Source organism: Pseudomonas sp. F3-2 (genome assembly GCF_038804275.1).
Lineage (GTDB): Bacteria > Pseudomonadota > Gammaproteobacteria > Pseudomonadales > Pseudomonadaceae > Aquipseudomonas.
On record NZ_CP152388.1, the window covers coordinates 3,869,109 to 3,884,554 of the forward strand.

Annotated in this window: 14 protein-coding genes and 1 pseudogene; 8 read left to right on the forward strand and 7 right to left on the reverse strand. The window is 62.3% G+C overall.

From position 1 onward, the window contains the following. Positions 1-186 precede the first annotated feature (186 nt). A pseudogene (locus AAGQ88_RS17550) lies at positions 187-1,845 on the reverse strand (VRR-NUC domain-containing protein); the annotation flags it as partial. 153 nt (positions 1,846-1,998) lie between these two features. Between AAGQ88_RS17550 and AAGQ88_RS17555 the strand changes: the two are divergent. Then, positions 1,999-2,520 carry a nucleoside 2-deoxyribosyltransferase gene (locus AAGQ88_RS17555; protein WP_342653086.1) on the forward strand — a complete coding sequence of 174 codons (522 nt, stop codon included), beginning with the start codon at positions 1,999-2,001 and terminating at the stop codon, positions 2,518-2,520. A gap of 81 nt (positions 2,521-2,601) precedes the next feature. Here the strand turns inward: AAGQ88_RS17555 and AAGQ88_RS17560 are convergent, their stop codons facing one another. Both AAGQ88_RS17560 and AAGQ88_RS17565 read right to left on the reverse strand, forming a co-directional pair. Next, complete coding sequence (locus AAGQ88_RS17560; RefSeq protein ID WP_342653087.1) at positions 2,602-2,814, reverse strand: hypothetical protein; 213 nt, start codon at positions 2,812-2,814, stop codon at positions 2,602-2,604. A gap of 68 nt (positions 2,815-2,882) precedes the next feature. Continuing rightward, positions 2,883-3,785 (reverse strand): LysR family transcriptional regulator, encoded by a 903-nt coding sequence (locus AAGQ88_RS17565; RefSeq protein WP_342653088.1) that lies wholly within the window; start codon positions 3,783-3,785, stop codon positions 2,883-2,885. A gap of 122 nt (positions 3,786-3,907) precedes the next feature. Here AAGQ88_RS17565 and AAGQ88_RS17570 point away from each other — a divergent pair, with 122 nt between their 5' ends. Continuing rightward, complete coding sequence (locus AAGQ88_RS17570) at positions 3,908-4,987, forward strand: AbrB family transcriptional regulator (RefSeq protein ID WP_342655832.1); 1,080 nt, start codon at positions 3,908-3,910, stop codon at positions 4,985-4,987. 127 nt (positions 4,988-5,114) lie between these two features. Continuing rightward, a complete protein-coding gene (locus AAGQ88_RS17575) occupies positions 5,115-5,897 on the forward strand; it encodes an exodeoxyribonuclease III (protein ID WP_342653089.1) in 783 nt (260 codons plus the stop codon). 15 nt (positions 5,898-5,912) lie between these two features. Here AAGQ88_RS17575 and AAGQ88_RS17580 read toward each other — a convergent pair whose 3' ends face one another. Both AAGQ88_RS17580 and AAGQ88_RS17585 read right to left on the reverse strand, forming a co-directional pair. Then, positions 5,913-7,157, reverse strand: a complete 1,245-nt coding sequence (locus AAGQ88_RS17580) for an AGE family epimerase/isomerase (protein WP_342653090.1) — start codon at positions 7,155-7,157, stop codon at positions 5,913-5,915. Between the two features lie 151 nt (positions 7,158-7,308). Beyond that, positions 7,309-8,934 carry a methyl-accepting chemotaxis protein gene (locus AAGQ88_RS17585; protein WP_285425497.1) on the reverse strand — a complete coding sequence of 542 codons (1,626 nt, stop codon included), beginning with the start codon at positions 8,932-8,934 and terminating at the stop codon, positions 7,309-7,311. 193 nt (positions 8,935-9,127) lie between these two features. Between AAGQ88_RS17585 and AAGQ88_RS17590 the strand changes: the two genes are divergently transcribed. The 3 genes from AAGQ88_RS17590 (at position 9,128) to AAGQ88_RS17600 (ending at position 11,458) form a co-directional block, all read left to right on the forward strand. Next, on the forward strand, positions 9,128-9,616 hold the full coding sequence (locus AAGQ88_RS17590; protein WP_342653091.1) for a GFA family protein: 489 nt from the start codon (positions 9,128-9,130) through the stop codon (positions 9,614-9,616). 95 nt (positions 9,617-9,711) lie between these two features. Further along, complete coding sequence (locus AAGQ88_RS17595; protein ID WP_342653092.1) at positions 9,712-11,259, forward strand: FAD-dependent oxidoreductase; 1,548 nt, start codon at positions 9,712-9,714, stop codon at positions 11,257-11,259. Positions 11,260-11,302: 43 nt separating this feature from the next. Continuing rightward, positions 11,303-11,458, forward strand: coding sequence for a hypothetical protein (locus AAGQ88_RS17600; RefSeq protein WP_285425500.1), 156 nt, complete (start codon positions 11,303-11,305; stop codon positions 11,456-11,458). A gap of 43 nt (positions 11,459-11,501) precedes the next feature. On the opposite strand, the gene AAGQ88_RS17605 is transcribed toward AAGQ88_RS17600, so the two are convergent. Then, positions 11,502-12,638: an MBL fold metallo-hydrolase gene (locus tag AAGQ88_RS17605; RefSeq protein WP_342653093.1), complete on the reverse strand. Its 1,137-nt coding sequence runs from the start codon at positions 12,636-12,638 to the stop codon at positions 11,502-11,504. Between the two features lie 228 nt (positions 12,639-12,866). Here AAGQ88_RS17605 and AAGQ88_RS17610 point away from each other — a divergent pair, with 228 nt between their 5' ends. Continuing rightward, a complete protein-coding gene (locus AAGQ88_RS17610) occupies positions 12,867-13,493 on the forward strand; it encodes a TetR/AcrR family transcriptional regulator (RefSeq protein ID WP_285425502.1) in 627 nt (208 codons plus the stop codon). Here the strand turns inward: AAGQ88_RS17610 and AAGQ88_RS17615 are convergent. Continuing rightward, a complete protein-coding gene (locus AAGQ88_RS17615) occupies positions 13,490-14,167 on the reverse strand; it encodes a DJ-1/PfpI family protein (protein ID WP_342653094.1) in 678 nt (225 codons plus the stop codon). The genes AAGQ88_RS17610 and AAGQ88_RS17615 overlap by 4 nt on opposite strands. Positions 14,168-14,315: 148 nt before the next feature. Here AAGQ88_RS17615 and AAGQ88_RS17620 point away from each other — a divergent pair, with 148 nt between their 5' ends. Continuing rightward, a complete protein-coding gene (locus AAGQ88_RS17620; RefSeq protein WP_342653095.1) occupies positions 14,316-15,296 on the forward strand; it encodes a GlxA family transcriptional regulator in 981 nt (326 codons plus the stop codon). The last annotated feature ends 150 nt before the right edge of the window (positions 15,297-15,446 follow it).

Here is a 15,446-nt window from a genome sequence, read left to right on the forward strand (position 1 = left end):
CCTACAGACGCTGCAAATGTTGCGTAGGACCGGCTTTAGCCGGGAAGAGGTCAGTCCACAGACGCCGGAAGTCTTGTAGGACCGGCTTCAGCCGGGAACGCGTTGGGTGTCACGCGTTTGATCGAAGGGGGCGTCAAAGACCGTTGGCTCACTTCCACAAGCATCCGATCGACCGGGCAAGGGGGTTTCTGTCTGGTTGTCCGCCCGCTCCGCCCATTGCACATAACAGACCACGACCGGCATCTCATGCTCGGCGCAGAAATCCAGCCAGCGCAACTGGTTGTCCTGCAGGCGATCACCCGGGCCCTTGACTTCGATCATCCGGTAACGGCGTTGCTCGGGGTAGAACTGGATCAGGTCGGGCATGCCGGTGCGATTGGCTTTGATGTCCTGCAGCAGCCGCCGGAACCAGCGCTGAAGGTGCTGCGCGGGCAGACAATGCAGCGCCTGCTCCAGCAGTTGCGGCGTCAGCGTGCCCCAGAACACGAAAGGCGATTGCAGCCCGAACTTGTTCACGTACGTGTCGCGAATGGCGCTCAGGTAACGCTCATCGTCCAGCAGCGCCAGGCGTTCATCGAACAACGCAGCGCGACGCTGATAGAAGTCGGGGCTGTACAGATCACTCGGCGCGCTGTGGAACGGATGAAAGAACGCTCCCGGCAATGGCGCGAAGATCACCGGCCAGCACAGCAGCCCGAACAGCGAGTTGACCAGGGCATTTTCGACGTAATGCACTTCGCTGCCTTCCTCGGCCAGATGCGCCTGAATCAATCGCTCGACGCTGTGATCCGGCAGTGGCATCACGCTCAGATCCAGCCGGCTGACCACGCGTCTGGCTCGTCGCTGAACCCCGCCCTCGCCCAGCTTGCGCTTGAGACGCGGCTCGATTCGCAGCAGGTGCTGGGTTTCTTCGTCGTTTTCCGGGGCGGCCTGCGCCTGCAGCAGCAGAGCCATCGATTCGGCGAAGCGCTCCGCGCGCTCGAGCACACGGATCCGGCGCACGCGGGCGCCGGGATAGCTCGATGAGCCGTAGACGCTCAGCGCCAGGGCGGCGTCCTGCTCGCGCTCGGCCTGTTGACCGATCCGGAACAGCAATTTGGCGCGACGCATCGCCAGCCACGGGTTGTCGGTCTGAACCGCCAGCGCCTGAGCCGCCAGCTCGCTCAGTGCGGCGCCTTCATCGAGCGCCTGACGACAGGCGTGCAGGTGCAGGCAGATGTCGATGTCGGCGCGCTGATTGATGCCCCGCGACTCAAGGGAAAATTCGACCTTCTCGTAGCGGTAGATGCCCAGGTCCGCCAACACGAATTCGGACCATTCCTGATACAGATTGCCGAAGTACAGCAAGCGCAGCCGGTCGCACAGCGGCATCACCTGGAGGGAAAAAATCACCTCGTCGAAACCGGCAAACCATTCCTCGAGCGGCCGGGCCGTGGGATAGGAAGGCAGCAGTCGTTCGAGCAACGTGGATTTGTTCTCCGCCCGCTTGATCCCGTGCGCCTTGAAGCAGGCGCACAGTTCTTCCTTGCGCAGCAGCGCGAACAGGGCTTGAAGATCAAGGTGCGGCTGGCCTTCGAGCCATCCGTTGTCCAGCAGTGGCGCGGCGGCGAGGCGTACGTCGCCGATCTCCGGATATTCCAGTTTACTCGCCCTGAACAGCGTGCCCTTGCGCATGACCATTCGCACCAGCAGCGCCTGCGCCGGCTGCGGCAGGGACGTGAAATTGGCAATGAACCGGCGCTCGTCGTCATCCAGCAAGTCTTCATAGCGCTCGGCGATCCAGCTCAGCACCTGGCGGAAGTTCTGCAGATAATAAAACGGGTTGTCGAGGGGCGAAGTGCTCACGGCGAGGTCACGCAACGGCTGGTCGAAAGGCGTCAGGATACTGTTTATCCGTACAGATTCCAGCCCCTTTTTACCGTGCACAGGCGCTGGTCTGATCAACGGCACTCCCGCGGCACGTTAGAATTCCCGCACTCACTCTGGCAGGAACCGTTCATGTCCTTTTCATCGCCGCCGCGCATTTACCTTGCAGGCTTCGACGTGTTTCGCGCCGACGCCGTCGACCATGGCCGCTATCTCAAAGCACTGTGCCAGGCTCGCGGGCTCGAAGGGCTCTACCCGTTCGATAATGAAGTGCCGCAGGATCTTGCGCCGGAACAGACCGCAGCGCTGATCTGCCACGCCAATATCGAGATGATCAAGGATTGCGATGCCGTGCTGGCCAATCTGAACGCATTCCGTGGCGTGGAGCCGGATTCGGGGACAGCCTTCGAAGTGGGCATGGCGGTCGCGCTGGGCAAACCGGTCTGGGCTTATTTCAGCGACGAAGGCTCGCTGCGCGATCAGATCGAACACGATGCCCAGGGGTTCGATGCGCAAGGATTTCAGGTGGAAGACTTCCGGCTGCCGAAGAACCTGATGCTGGCGTGCACTTGGGCAGGCAGCAGCGAGACGGCAGAAGCCGGGATTGAGGCGTTGAGTAGTTATCTGGCGGCTCATCACGCCGGCCAGTCCTGATCCGTCCGGCTGGCGAGGCAGGCGCTGCTCAACGGCTTACGTTCAGGCCTGCTGCTCGCCTGGCCGGTATGGAGCCTGGTATCAGCCGAGCGTCGAGGAGCCGATGTCCAGTTTGTCGGCGTCGGCAAATTCGTCCAGACCCAGTTCGCCCAGGTCGAGTTCGCCTTCCGGATCGCTGTCTTCGTCGGCGTCGGCGTCGTTGAGCGGCGAACGGTCGCCGCCGAAATGCTGATCTTCGGTGTTGAACAGAAACGCTGTGCGGTGCAGAAGTGAAGGGTCGGACTGTGCATGCATCGTGAGGTTCTCCCGCTGAAGAAAGGTCAAGGCTCAGGCTAACCCAGTTCGCCTGGAAAAAGCATCGGTCATGACCAGCTCAGGAACGAGCCGCCGTTGTCGCGCAGCATCTGCACCATCGCATGAGCGGCGGGCGACAGGTAGCCCTCGCGACGCAGCATCACGCAGATGGTGCGCGCCATCGTCGTCTGCTCCAGCGGGACCTCGCGCAACTCCTGCATGTTCTTGCCGAACTCCAGGGTTTCCCGGGCGATGAAGCTCAGCAGGCTGGTCTGCGCGATCAGGCGCGGCAGCAAGGAGATCGAATTGGCCTCGATCTGCACCACGGGCAGCGGCAGATCGTGCCGGGCAAACGCTTCGTCGACCCACATCCGCGACGACACGCCCTGCGGCGGCAGCACCCAACGATAGCGACACAGGTCGCTCATCTGGAACGCCTTCTTGAATATCGGGTGGTTGCGACTGGCGATCACCACGGCCTCGTCGGTGAGAATCGGGTAGCCGGTGAATTCGTCTTCATTGATGCGTTGCGCGCAGATGATCATGTCCAGATGCCCGGAGCGCAGTTGCTCGCGCAACATGTCGTCCTGGCCGATCACCAGCTTCAGGGTGATCGCCGGGGAGCGCTTGAGCAAGGCGTTGGTCAGTTCGGGCAGCAAGTACTCGGCCATGGTGGCCGCGCAGCCCAGCCGAATCTCGCCGACCGCGCCACTGGCGAAATCCCGCACCTCGCGCTGGGTCTGGGCGATGCTCTGCTGCAGCACCTTGCCGCGCGCCTGCAACAGTTCACCCACGGGGGTCAGCTTGATTCTGCGCCCGTCACGCTGGAACAGCTTGGTGCCGAACGACTCCTCCAGGCGCTGAATGCTTTTGGTCAGCGCAGGCTGGCTACGGTTGAGTTTTTCAGCTGCGCGGCCGAGGTGGCCCAGCTCGGCGATGGTTTCAAAATAGGTCAGGTCACGCAGGTCCATATATCAACCAAAGTTATCAATTCATGATTATTAGAAAATAGACTTGATCGGTTGGACTGTCGATACTGCCCGGCATTGGATGAAACTCCACCAGGAAAAAGCCAATGCTCTGGAGACCTGCGTTGTCGCGCCCCTCATCGTTTTCCCTCGATCACCTGCACCCGCTGTTGCAATGGTCGCTGCTCATCCTGCTGGCAGGCAGTGCCGGTCAGTTGTTCAAGTACTTTCACGTTCCCGCCGCCCTGTTTCTCGGTCCCATGCTGGTCGCCATCGGCTTCGGCGTCTGCGGGGCGTCGGTGCGCCTGAACAAGCATGTCTTTCGCCTCGGTCAGGGCACGGTCGGTGTGCTGGTCGCCCATTCGATGACGATGGGCGTGCTGCTGGCTGCCGTGCACTCGTGGCACGTCATGGTGTTCGCCACCTTGCTGACGGTCGCGCTGAGCGCGGTGGTGGGCATCGGCATGGCGCGCTGGGGCGGCATTCAGAGCAGCACGGCGGCATGGGGCACCTCGCCCGGCGCGGCCTCGGCGATGGTGGCGATGTCCGAAGACTACGGCGCCGATTCGCGGGTGGTGGCAACCATGCAGTACGTGCGGGTGGTCTGCGTGGTGATGATCGGTGCGCTGGTCAGCCGCTTGATCGGTGCCGACGCCGGCGGCACGGACGCCCATAGCAATGACGCACTGCTGCAGGGCATGAATCTGCTGAACCTGAGCCTGAGTCTGTTGGTCATCGTGGTGGGTGTCGCGTTGAGCGGGCGCATTCCGGCAGGCGCGCTGCTGGTGCCGCTGCTGCTGGGCGGCGCCTTGCAACTCAGCGGCCTGCTGCAGATCACCATGCCCACCTGGTTGCTGGCGATTGCCTACGGCGCAATCGGCAGTTACATCGGGCTGCGCTTCGACCGCGCGACCATCCATTACGTCTGGCGCAGACTGCCGGCGATGATCGTCGGTGCCCTGCTGCTGATTCTGCTGTGCGCGATCTCTGCCTGGTTCATCGCCCGGATGATGGGCAAAGACTTCCTCTCGGTTTACCTGGCGATCAGCCCCGGCGGCCTCGATGCCATGGCCATCATCGCCATCGACACCCATTCGGACGTCGGCTTCGTGCTGGCGATGCAGACCTTGCGCCTGTTCGGCGTCATTGTCACCGGCGCCTACATTGCGCGGCAGGTCATCCGCGTGACTCAACGTCTGGCGTGAGCCAACCAACCCGCCCGGACGCTGCTGTCACCGAGTTGACCCAGGCGGGCATCGGCGCCTGGCAAATCGTTGAATCTTCTGCGCCTGCCATGCCTCCAACGCATCACACCCTTGTGAGCGAACCGCCATGGCCACGCTGAAAATCGCCACGTTCAACATCAACGGCATCCGCGCACGCTTGCCGATTCTGCTGCAATGGCTGGAAACCGAAGCGCCGGACATCGTCTGCCTTCAGGAATTGAAAGCCACGGACATCGCCTTCCCCGCCGACGAGATTCGCAAGGCCGGCTACCAGCCTATCTGGCACGGCCAGTCGTCCTGGAACGGCGTCGCGATTCTGTCCCGCGACAGCGAGCCGCTGGAAATTCGTCGCGGTCTGCCGGGCAACGAGAAAGACAGTCACAGCCGCTACCTGGAAGCGGCGGTTCAAGGGGTCATCGTGGGGTGCTTGTACTTGCCCAACGGCAACCCGCAGCCGGGGCCGAAATTCGATTACAAACTGGATTGGTTCGAACACTTGATCAGGCACGCCGACACGCTGTTCAAGAGCACCCATCCGGTGGTGCTGGCCGGCGACTACAACGTCATCCCCACCGACGATGACATTTACAACACCCGCTCATGGCTCAAGGATGCGTTGCTGCAACCGGAAAGCCGGGCCTGCTACAGCCGCCTCCTCGAACAGGGCTGGACGGACGCGATACGCGCGCACTTCCCCGACGAGCGCATCTACACGTTCTGGGATTACTTCCGCAATCACTGGAAAACCAATTCGGGCTTGCGCATCGATCACCTGCTGTTGAGCGAAGACCTGGCGCCCCGACTGCGCAACGCGGGCGTGGACCGCTGGGTGCGCGACCTGCCCCACGCCAGCGACCATGCGCCGACGTGGATCGAGATCGAAGTCTGAGCCGGCCAGACTGACTCAGCGTAGTTGCGCGAGTGCCGTGGCAAGACTCTGCGCCAGCGGCAACACCGGCAGCAGCGTGGCCTGCAAGGCGTGGTAGAGATCCGGTTTGCCGGGCCAGATGTCAGCGCTTGGCTGGTTCTGCGGGTTCAGCTCATGCCGCCAGCTGCCATGCTCGCGATCGATGAAACGGGTTTCGTTGAACTCCCAGAACGTGCGATACCAGTCTTCGTAGGTTTGCTCGTTGGTGCGTTGCAGCAGGGCCGCCGCTGCCGCCGCCGCTTCGGCGTGGGTCCAGTGCAGGCGATGGCGCACGACCGGTTTGTTTTCCCAGTCCAGGGTGTAAACAATCCCCGCTGCACCGTCGATGTCCCAGCCGTAGCGACAGGCGTTCTCGAACAGACCCCGCGCGTCTTCCAGCAGCCACGCCGGGGTGTCGAGCCGGGCTTTCTGCCTGGCCGCTTCAAGGTGCAGGACCAGTCGCGCCCATTCGAAAGCGTGACCGGGCGTCGTGCCATACGGACGGAAACCGTCGTCGGGCTTGTCGACGTTGTACTCGCGCAGCGGTTGCCACTGCAGGTCGAAGTGCTCGATCACCTGATGGTTGTTGGCCGCCGCATGCTGATGTATGACCCGCTCGACGATGCGCAGCGCACGGTCCAGCCAACGCGCATCGCCCGTGACGTCGGCCAGCGCGAGGAAGGCTTCGGTGCTGTGCATGTTGCTGTTGGCGCCGCGATAGTGCTCTTCATGGCTCCAGTCGCGGTCGAAGGACTCCCGCATGGCGCCTTCTTCTTCGCTCCAGAATCGCTGGGAAATGACTTGAATCGCCTGATCGAGCAATGCCTGCGCGCCGGGTCGGCGGGCCACCACCGCGGAACTTGCGGCCAGCGCAACGAAGGCATGCAGGTACGCCGCTTTACCGGTGTCGGCGCACTGCTCCAGGGGCTTGGCGAACCAGCCGCCATGCTCGGCATCGCGCAGGGGACCGGCCAGTGCCGCGACGCCGTGATCGACCCATTCGGCGCAGCCCGGGATGCCGTTGATGTGGGCCAGCGCAAAGCTGTGGGTCATGCGCGCGGTGTTCATGGTTTCGGCAACTGCATCGGCCGGGAGGCGCCCGTGATCATCGAGGTTGCCAAACCCCTGAGGCATCCGAGCCGCCTTGGCGAACGCCAGCAGCCGGTTTCCCTCATGCGCCAGCCAGGCCTTGTGGCCGGGCGAACGCAGCCAGCTGCTGAACTCGTGATTCAGATCATCCATTGCCTTTCACCTTGTCTTGTCGGCAGGTTCGGCCCGCCAGGAATTATTAGTCGTGGCGAATCATGCAAGCCCTGGACGGCGACAGGCAAGTGAATGAGATGAAACGTTTGCGCAGGACCGGGTCGTCGCCTCGAAGACCCGGACCGGATCATCAGACTCTGAAGCGTGCCACCACCTGATTCAGCTCGCCGGCCAGGCGCGACAGTTCATTGCTGGACGCGCTGATCTGGTTGGCACCCGAAGACGATTGCAGCGACAGGTCGCGGATGTTGACGATGTTGCGGTCCACTTCCCGGGCCACTTGCGCTTGCTCCTCGGCGGCGCTGGCGATGACCAGGTTGCGTTCGGAGATTTCGTTGATCGACGAGGTGATCCGGTGCAGCGATTCCCCCGCGCCCTGCGCCAGCTCCAGGGTTTCGCTGGCCCGCGACCGACTGACCAGCATCGATTGCAGCGCTTCACTGGAGCCGCTGCGCATGGTCGACACCATCTTGTCGATTTCCAGTGTCGATTGCTGCGTGCGATGGGCCAGCGCACGAACCTCGTCCGCCACGACCGCAAAACCACGGCCGGACTCACCGGCGCGGGCCGCTTCGATGGCCGCGTTGAGCGCCAGCAGATTGGTCTGTTCGGCGATGGAGCGAATCACGTCCAGCACTTTGCCGATGTCCTGGGATTGATCGGCCAGGTTCTGCACCAGCTCGGAGGTATGCTGCACGTTGCCGGACAGCGTCTGAATCGAATTGACCGTGTCGATGACGCGAGCCTGTCCGTCCTTGGCTGCGCTGTTGGACTCACTGGAGGCCTGCGAGGTGGACACCGCATTGCGCGCCACTTCCTCGACCGCCGAGGTCATCTCGTTGACAGCGGTGGCCGCCTGCTCGATCTCGGCGTTCTGCTGATGCAGACCTCGATGGCTGTCCTCAGTGACCGAGTTGAGTTCGGTCGCCGCTGAGGCCAGTTGACTGGCTGAGCTGCCGATCAGGCTCAAGGTCGAACGCAGATTGTTCTGCATCGCCTGCAAGGCTTTGAGCAATCGGGTCACTTCATCCTTGCCCTCGACGCGGATGTCGTGGGTCAGATCGCCCTTGGCGACGTATTCGGCAGCGCCCACCGCGTCTTCCAGCGGACGAATGATGCTGCGCGTGAGCCACAGCGCCAGGACAATGGTCGCCAGCGCAGCAATCAACACGAACACCAGCACGATGTCGCGGGAATGGTCGTATTGCGCCTGGGCGGCAGCCCCTTCGAGCTCCACCTGGCGGGAGTAGAAATCACCCAGATCGCCCAGTTGCGTGCCCGAGTTGTCGACCACGGTTTTCATGTCGACCAGCAGCAGCGTGTTGAGCGCCTTCAGATCGCCGCTTTCGGCCAGCACGAAGGACTGCGCCAGCGCGCGCTGATAATCGGCCAGGGTCGAGCGGAATTTGTCGTAGAGGACTTTTTCCTGAGGCGTGTCGACGAACGTGTCCAGGCTTGCCAGTTTGTCGGCCAGCACCTTGGCCCGTGCATCCATCTGCCCCTTGTACGTGCTGACGTTTTTCGGGTCGGTGTCCAGGGCCATGCGCAGCGAGATCGTGCGAATGCGCAGCATGGCTTCACGGATATCATTCACCAGCCGCATGCTCGGCATCCAGTTGCTCTCGACCGCCACTTCGCTCTGGCGAATGGTGGACATCTGGCTGAGGGCAAACCAGCCCAGCAACGCGACAAGCAGGGAAATCAGGGTAAACCCAAGGCCCGCGCGACGGGCGATGGTCAGGTTGCGTAGGTTCATGACCGTTTGCTCATTGTTATCAGAGACAGCGAATGTCGTCGTATGACTATCGCTTATCGACGCTGCCCAGCGCTTCTTGAGGGCCCGGAGGATGAAGAATCCGAACGCCTGTTCGAGAAAACTTCGAACTACAACCCACGGGACGGTCTAGACAAAGGATGTCGACGATCCGACCGATCAAGGAGGTAACAGCATGCATCTTGAAGGTTCCTGCCATTGCGGCGCGGTGGAGTTCAGCCTGACCAGCGTCCACCCCTACCCCTATCAACGTTGCTATTGCTCGATCTGCCGCAAGACTCAAGGCGGCGGAGGCTATTCGATCAACCTGGGCGGCGACGCCAAAAGCCTGAAAGTCAAAGGCAAGAACAGCATCGCCATCTATCACGCCAAGATGCGCGATGAGGCTCACCATCACGTCCACACCAGCAGCGCCGAGCGGCATTTCTGCAAGCAGTGCGGCAGCGGCCTGTGGTTGTTCAGCCCTGAATGGCCCGAGCTGATCCACCCGTTTGCATCGGCCATCGACACCCCGCTGCCGACGCCGCCCGAGCACACTCACCTGCTGCTGGATTCGAAGGCCTCGTGGGTCGAAGTCCAGGCGGGCCCCGACGACCAGCAGTTCGAGCAATACCCGCAAGAATCGATCGCCGACTGGCACGAGCGGCTGGGTCTGGTGCGCTGATGCCGGCCGATGGGTGATCGGCGCTGACTCGCCAAATTGTCTGAACCTCTGCACAGGCGCCCCACTCCCAACAGAAAGCCTGGGAGGAACATCAAATGCCTATGCATCGAGTCGCTAGCCTGGCCGATCTTCGTCGAGATCGGGGCCTTCAGGTTGAAGTTGGCGAGAAAAAGGTCGTATTGCTGCGTCATGGCGATGAGGTTCGCGCCTATCAGGGCGAATGCCCTCACGCAGGCGCACCGCTGGCCGAGGGGGCGGTCTGCAATGGGCATCTGATCTGCCCGTGGCACAAGGCAGAATTCTCGGTCGACGATGGCCACTTGTGTGAGCCACCTGCCCTGGATGCCCTGACTCGCTATCCGACGCAGGTGATCGAAGGACAGGTGCATGTCGATGATCAAGCGTTCGTTGCCGAGCCACGATCGCTGCCCGACGATTCGCGCTGCTTCATCGTGATCGGAGCGGGGGCTGCCGGCACTGCGGCGGCCTGTGCCCTGAGGGAGAAAGGCTTTAACGGACGCCTGCTGCTGGTCGACCGCGAGGGCAACCCGGGTTACGACCGCACCGCGTTGAGCAAATTTGTGCTGTCCGCCGACATGCAGCCCGACGAAACGCCGCCGCTTCGAGACGACGCGTTCTACGAGGCCAGCCATATCGAGCGGATTCAGGGTGAGGTGATGAAGCTGGACGTCGTCAACAAACGACTGACGCTGGCAGATGGTCGGCGTTTCGGCTATGACGCCGCACTGATCACCACCGGCGGCGAGCCGCGCGCACTGCCGTTGATCGGCGCCGACCTGCCGCAGGTTCTCACGCTGCGCATCCGCGAGGATGCGAAAAAGATCCTGGCCGCCGTGCAGCCCGGTCGTCACGCGTTGATCGTCGGCGACAGCTTCATCGGTCTGGAAGCGGCCTCGGCGCTGCGCAAGCATGGCGTCGACGTGACCATTCTGGCGCGCCATGAAGTGCCCTTCGCGGCGCAACTGGGCGAGCGCATAGGCAAAGCGATCCGCAGCCTGCACGAGCGCAACGGCGTGCTCTTCCGCACCCACGTCGAGATCAGTCGCTTTGAGGACGATGGCGTGAATGGCAAGAAAGCGTTGCAGACGGCGGTGCTGACCAATGGAGAACGACTGCCCGTCGATCTGGCGCTGATCGGCATCGGCGTCTCGCCGGCCACGCATTTCATTGACGGGCTGCAGCTCGAACAGGATGGCTCCCTTGCCGTCGACGATGGCATGCATGCCGGCAAGGACGTGTGGGCAGCGGGTGATCTAGCCACGTTTCCGTACGATAAAAAACCCCAGCGCATCGAACACTGGCGGCTGGCGCAACAACAGGCGCGCATCGCCGCCAGCAACATGCTGGGCGGCGACCGGCATTACACCGACGTTCCGTTTTTCTGGACGTATCACTTTGAGAAGCGGCTGGACTACCTCGGTCATGCCGACCAATGGGATGAAATTGTCTACCTGGGCGAACCTGAAACCTTCGAGTTTCTGGCGCTGATGTGCAAAGAGGGCGTGGTCGCGGCTGCGGTGGGCTGTGAACGAGAGCGGCAGATGGCGCTGCTTGCCGAGCGGCTGAAGCAACCGCTGTTCAAGGACGAAGCGCTGATGCTGATCCGCCAGATGGACGAATGACCGTCAGACCTGCAACGAAAACAACAAGCAAGCGGAGAATGAGATGAACAAAGAATCGAACCGTGACGACCTCGATCACAAGCCCGAGAACGCCGGCAAGGTCGGCGAAGAGCACAAGCAGCTGAACCAGCAGGGAGAGCAGGACCGCCACCCTGGCACGCCTGCGGATCCGAAAGAGCAGAATCAAAGCAAACCTTGAACACGCAGGGCCGCAACGACTGGGTTGCGGCCCTCTCTATGGGTCAGCTTCGACCGACCGCCTGCTGGCGCTGGCAGCGTCGGCTGCGGTGCTGCTGAACCTGAGGCTGTGGCTGCTGTAAATGCGGCGGGGTCGTCTCGTCCACTTCTGCCGCTTTTTCGACCTTTATCCACCATGCCTGACCCCGACTGGGGTACTGAAGGTAAAACGGTTGGCCCATTTCGGGCGTGGTGATGGAAATGCTGCGATCCCAGGCCAACGCGAGAATCCGGTCGAAAGGCTCGTGCCAGGCGTGCATCGCCAGGTCGAACGTCCCATTGTGAATGGGTAACAGCCATTTTCCGCGCAAGTCGATGTGCGCCTGCAATGTCTCCTCCGGCTGCATGTGCACGTCGGGCCACTCAACGTTGTAAGCGCCGGTTTCCATCAGGGTCAGGTCGAACGGCCCGTACTGTTCGCCGATCAGCTTGAAGCCGTCGTGGTACCCGGTGTCACCACTGAAGAAAATGCGTTGCTCACCATCGAGCATCACCCATGAACACCACAACGTGCGGTTGCCGTCGCTCAAGCTGCGGCCGGAAAAATGCTGCGCCGGCGTGGCAACGAAGCGGATGCCGTGGATCTCGGTGGACTGCCACCAGTTCAGTTGCCGGACCTTCTCGGCCGGCACGCCCCACTCGATCAGTGTGTCCCCGACCCCCAGCGGCGCAATGAAATGCTCGGCCTTGTCCTTGAGCACCTGGATGGTCATGTGGTCCAGATGGTCGTAATGGTTGTGCGAAAGAATCACCGCTTTGAGCGGCGGCAGGTCGGCCAGGCTGATCGGCGGCTGGTGGAAACGTTGCGGACCGGCCCACTGGATCGGCGAGGCACGCTCGGCGAACACCGGATCGGTGAGGAAATATTGATTGCGCAGTTTGAGCAGCACCGTCGAATGGCCCAGGCGGTAAACCGTGTTGTTCGGCGCCGCGAGCAACTGCTGGCGAGACAGCGGCTGCACGGGAATTTCGCCGATCGGGCGGGTGTGACGGGGCTTATTGAAGGTCGCGTTCCAGAAAATGCGCAGGGTCTTGAGAAATCCGGAGCGCTTCATCGGCTTGTGATTGAGATAGCGACCCTCAGACCGGGACAGAACAGGCAGTGAGGAAGCGGTATCGAGGTTTTTTTCGATCGAGGCCATGATGTGCTGACTCCATGGAACGGGTGGAGGTTTCCGCGACAGCAAACGCTGTGCAGAATGTTGCAAACGACGGAAAGAAGTAAGCGGGAAGTTGTAACAGCGCTTTACACTACACAGTGTAGTTTCAAGCTTGCACGATCTTCAAATGGAAGTAAACTGTTCAGTGTAATTTTCTTGCCGGGGTATCTTGCCAGTACGACCCCTGCACAACCTCTTAGAAGCGAAGCCATGACCGCCCCCTTGCGACTGACCGACCGAAAACGTGAATCCATCGTGCAGGCAGCGATTGCCGAATTCCGCGACAACGGTTTCGAGGTCACCAGCATGGACCGTATCGCGGCCCGCGCCGAGGTGTCCAAACGCACGGTCTACAACCACTTTCCGAGCAAGGAAGAGCTGTTCTCCGAGATGCTTCACCGCCTGTGGGCCAGTGCCGCGGCTCAGCCCGATGCTGCCTATCGGCCGGATGTGCCGTTGCGTGCGCAACTGCGCGACTTGCTCAATGCCAAGATGGCACTTCTGGGTGACAGCAATTTTCTGGATCTGGCGCGCGTGGCCATCGGCGCGACGATTCATTCACCCGAACGCGCGCAGACGTGGGTCAACCGGCTCAACCAGCGCGAGGAAACCTTCACGGTCTGGGTGCGCGGCGCCCAGCAGGACGGCCGCTTGAAAGCCGTCGAACCGGGTTTCGCCGCCTCGCAGATTCACGCCTTGCTCAAGGCGTTTGCCTTCTGGCCGCAAGTGACGCTCAACGAGCCCCTGCTGACGCCTGAAAAGCAGGCGGCGGTGGTCGAGTCGGCGCTGGACCTTTTCCTCTGCTGGTACGAGCTGCCCGCCGCCTCTTGCGCCTAACGGCTGGCCAACACACGCTCGACGATCTGCCGACGGGCCAGCAGCCCCGCGGATGCGCGCTCACTGGCGACAGCCAGGACATGGGCCGGCGCGGTTTCGGGACGGCCGGAGTCGAACGGCGGCGCTGGGGCGTACTCCAGTTGCAGCTGAATGACCTGGGATTTTTCCGGATCGAAGATCTCTGCGATCAGGGTCAGGGCAAAGTCGATCCCCGCCGTCACGCCGCCGCCAGTCATCAGATTGCCGTCGCGCACGACCCGCTCCTTGACCGGGATCGCGCCAAACAACTCAAGCAACGAATGAGACGCCCAATGCGTGGTGGCGCGCTTGCCCTGCAGCAGGCCGGCAGCGCCCAGCACCAAGGCACCGGTGCAGACCGACGTGATGTATTGCGCAGTTGTGGCTTGCGCCTTGATGAAAGCCAGCGTCTCGGCGTCTTCCAGCAAGGCATCGATACCGACCCCGCCCGGGATGCAGATCACGTCCAGATCCGGGCAGTCGGCGAACGTGCGGGTAGGCACCAGCGTCAGCCCGGTGCTGGACTGCAACGGCTCAAGGTTTTTCCACACCAGATGCACGGTGACACCCGGCATCGTGGCGAACACTTCATAAGGGCCGGTGAGGTCCAGTTGCTGGACCTTCGGGAACACCAGCAGACCGATGTGCAATGTCATGGAGTTTCTCCTCAATGGATATGAGCGCAGGCGTCATTCGAAAAAACGCGCCTTCCTCTGATCGGTGGACGAACTCACTTTAGCCAGATAGGCTCTGGCGGATACGCCATATCACCCACATTTCACGCCACGGCAAAGCGAGTCTTCTATGCCCGAGCCCTCAAGACCGGTGCACATCCTGGCCTTTCCCAACGTTCAACTGCTGGACGTCACAGGCCCCTTGCAGGTCTTCGCGTCGGCGAACGTGCAGCTGCAGGAAAACGGCCAGGCGGCGCATTACTCCCCGCGCGTGGTCGCCGCTCAGGACGGCAGCGTGGTGTCCTCATCCGGGCTCGGCCTGCTCACGGATCCGCTGCCGGAAACGGCATCCGACACGCTGATCGTCGCCGGAGGCAAGGGCGTGCACACGGCCCTGAAGGATCAGCGCCTGTTGCAGTGGGTGCGCGATCAGGCTGCCGGCGCCCGGCGCGTAGCCTCGGTGTGCACCGGCACGTTCATGCTCGCCGAGGCGGGCGTGATCGACGGACAGCGGGTGGTCACGCACTGGGACAGCTGCGCACGGCTCGCCGAGCGCTATCCACAGTTGCAGGTCGACCCGGAACCGATTTTCATCAATCAGGGCAAACTCTGGACATCGGCAGGCGTCACGGCTGGTATCGACCTGGCGCTGGCGATGGTGGAAGCGGACCTGGGGCGCACGGTGGCACTGGCGGTGGCCCGGGATCTGGTGGTGTTCCTCAAGCGCCCGGGCGGTCAGTCGCAGTTCAGCACCGCACTGTCGATGCAGCACGCCACGCGCAGTCAGGACAGCCGGTTTGGCGATCTGCACGCCTGGATCCTCGATAACCTGGCCAGCGATCTGTCGGTGGCCACCCTCGCCGCACAAGTCGGCATGAGCGAACGCAGTTTCGTGCGCCACTACCGCGCCCACACCGGCAACACGCCGGCGCGGGCCATTGAACAACTGCGCGTGGAAGCCGCCAGGCGCTTGCTCGGCGACAGTGCGCTGCCGATCAAACGCATCGCCGATCGCTGCGGTTTCGGCACCGAAGAGACCTTGCGCCGCAGCTTCATGCGCGCAGTGTCCGTCACCCCACAAGCCTATCGAGAGCGCTTCAGCGCAGGGTGACGCTTATACCCGCAGGGACGTTTTTTACGAATGAATTTGCGCCCTTGGCGTCATCGCCCGTTTGGAAAATACGTGCATCGCCGCGCCGCCAGTCGTAACCCTGGCAATCACGCCGGCCCCGTGCGCAACGGCTTGCGTCCGTCAGCAGCG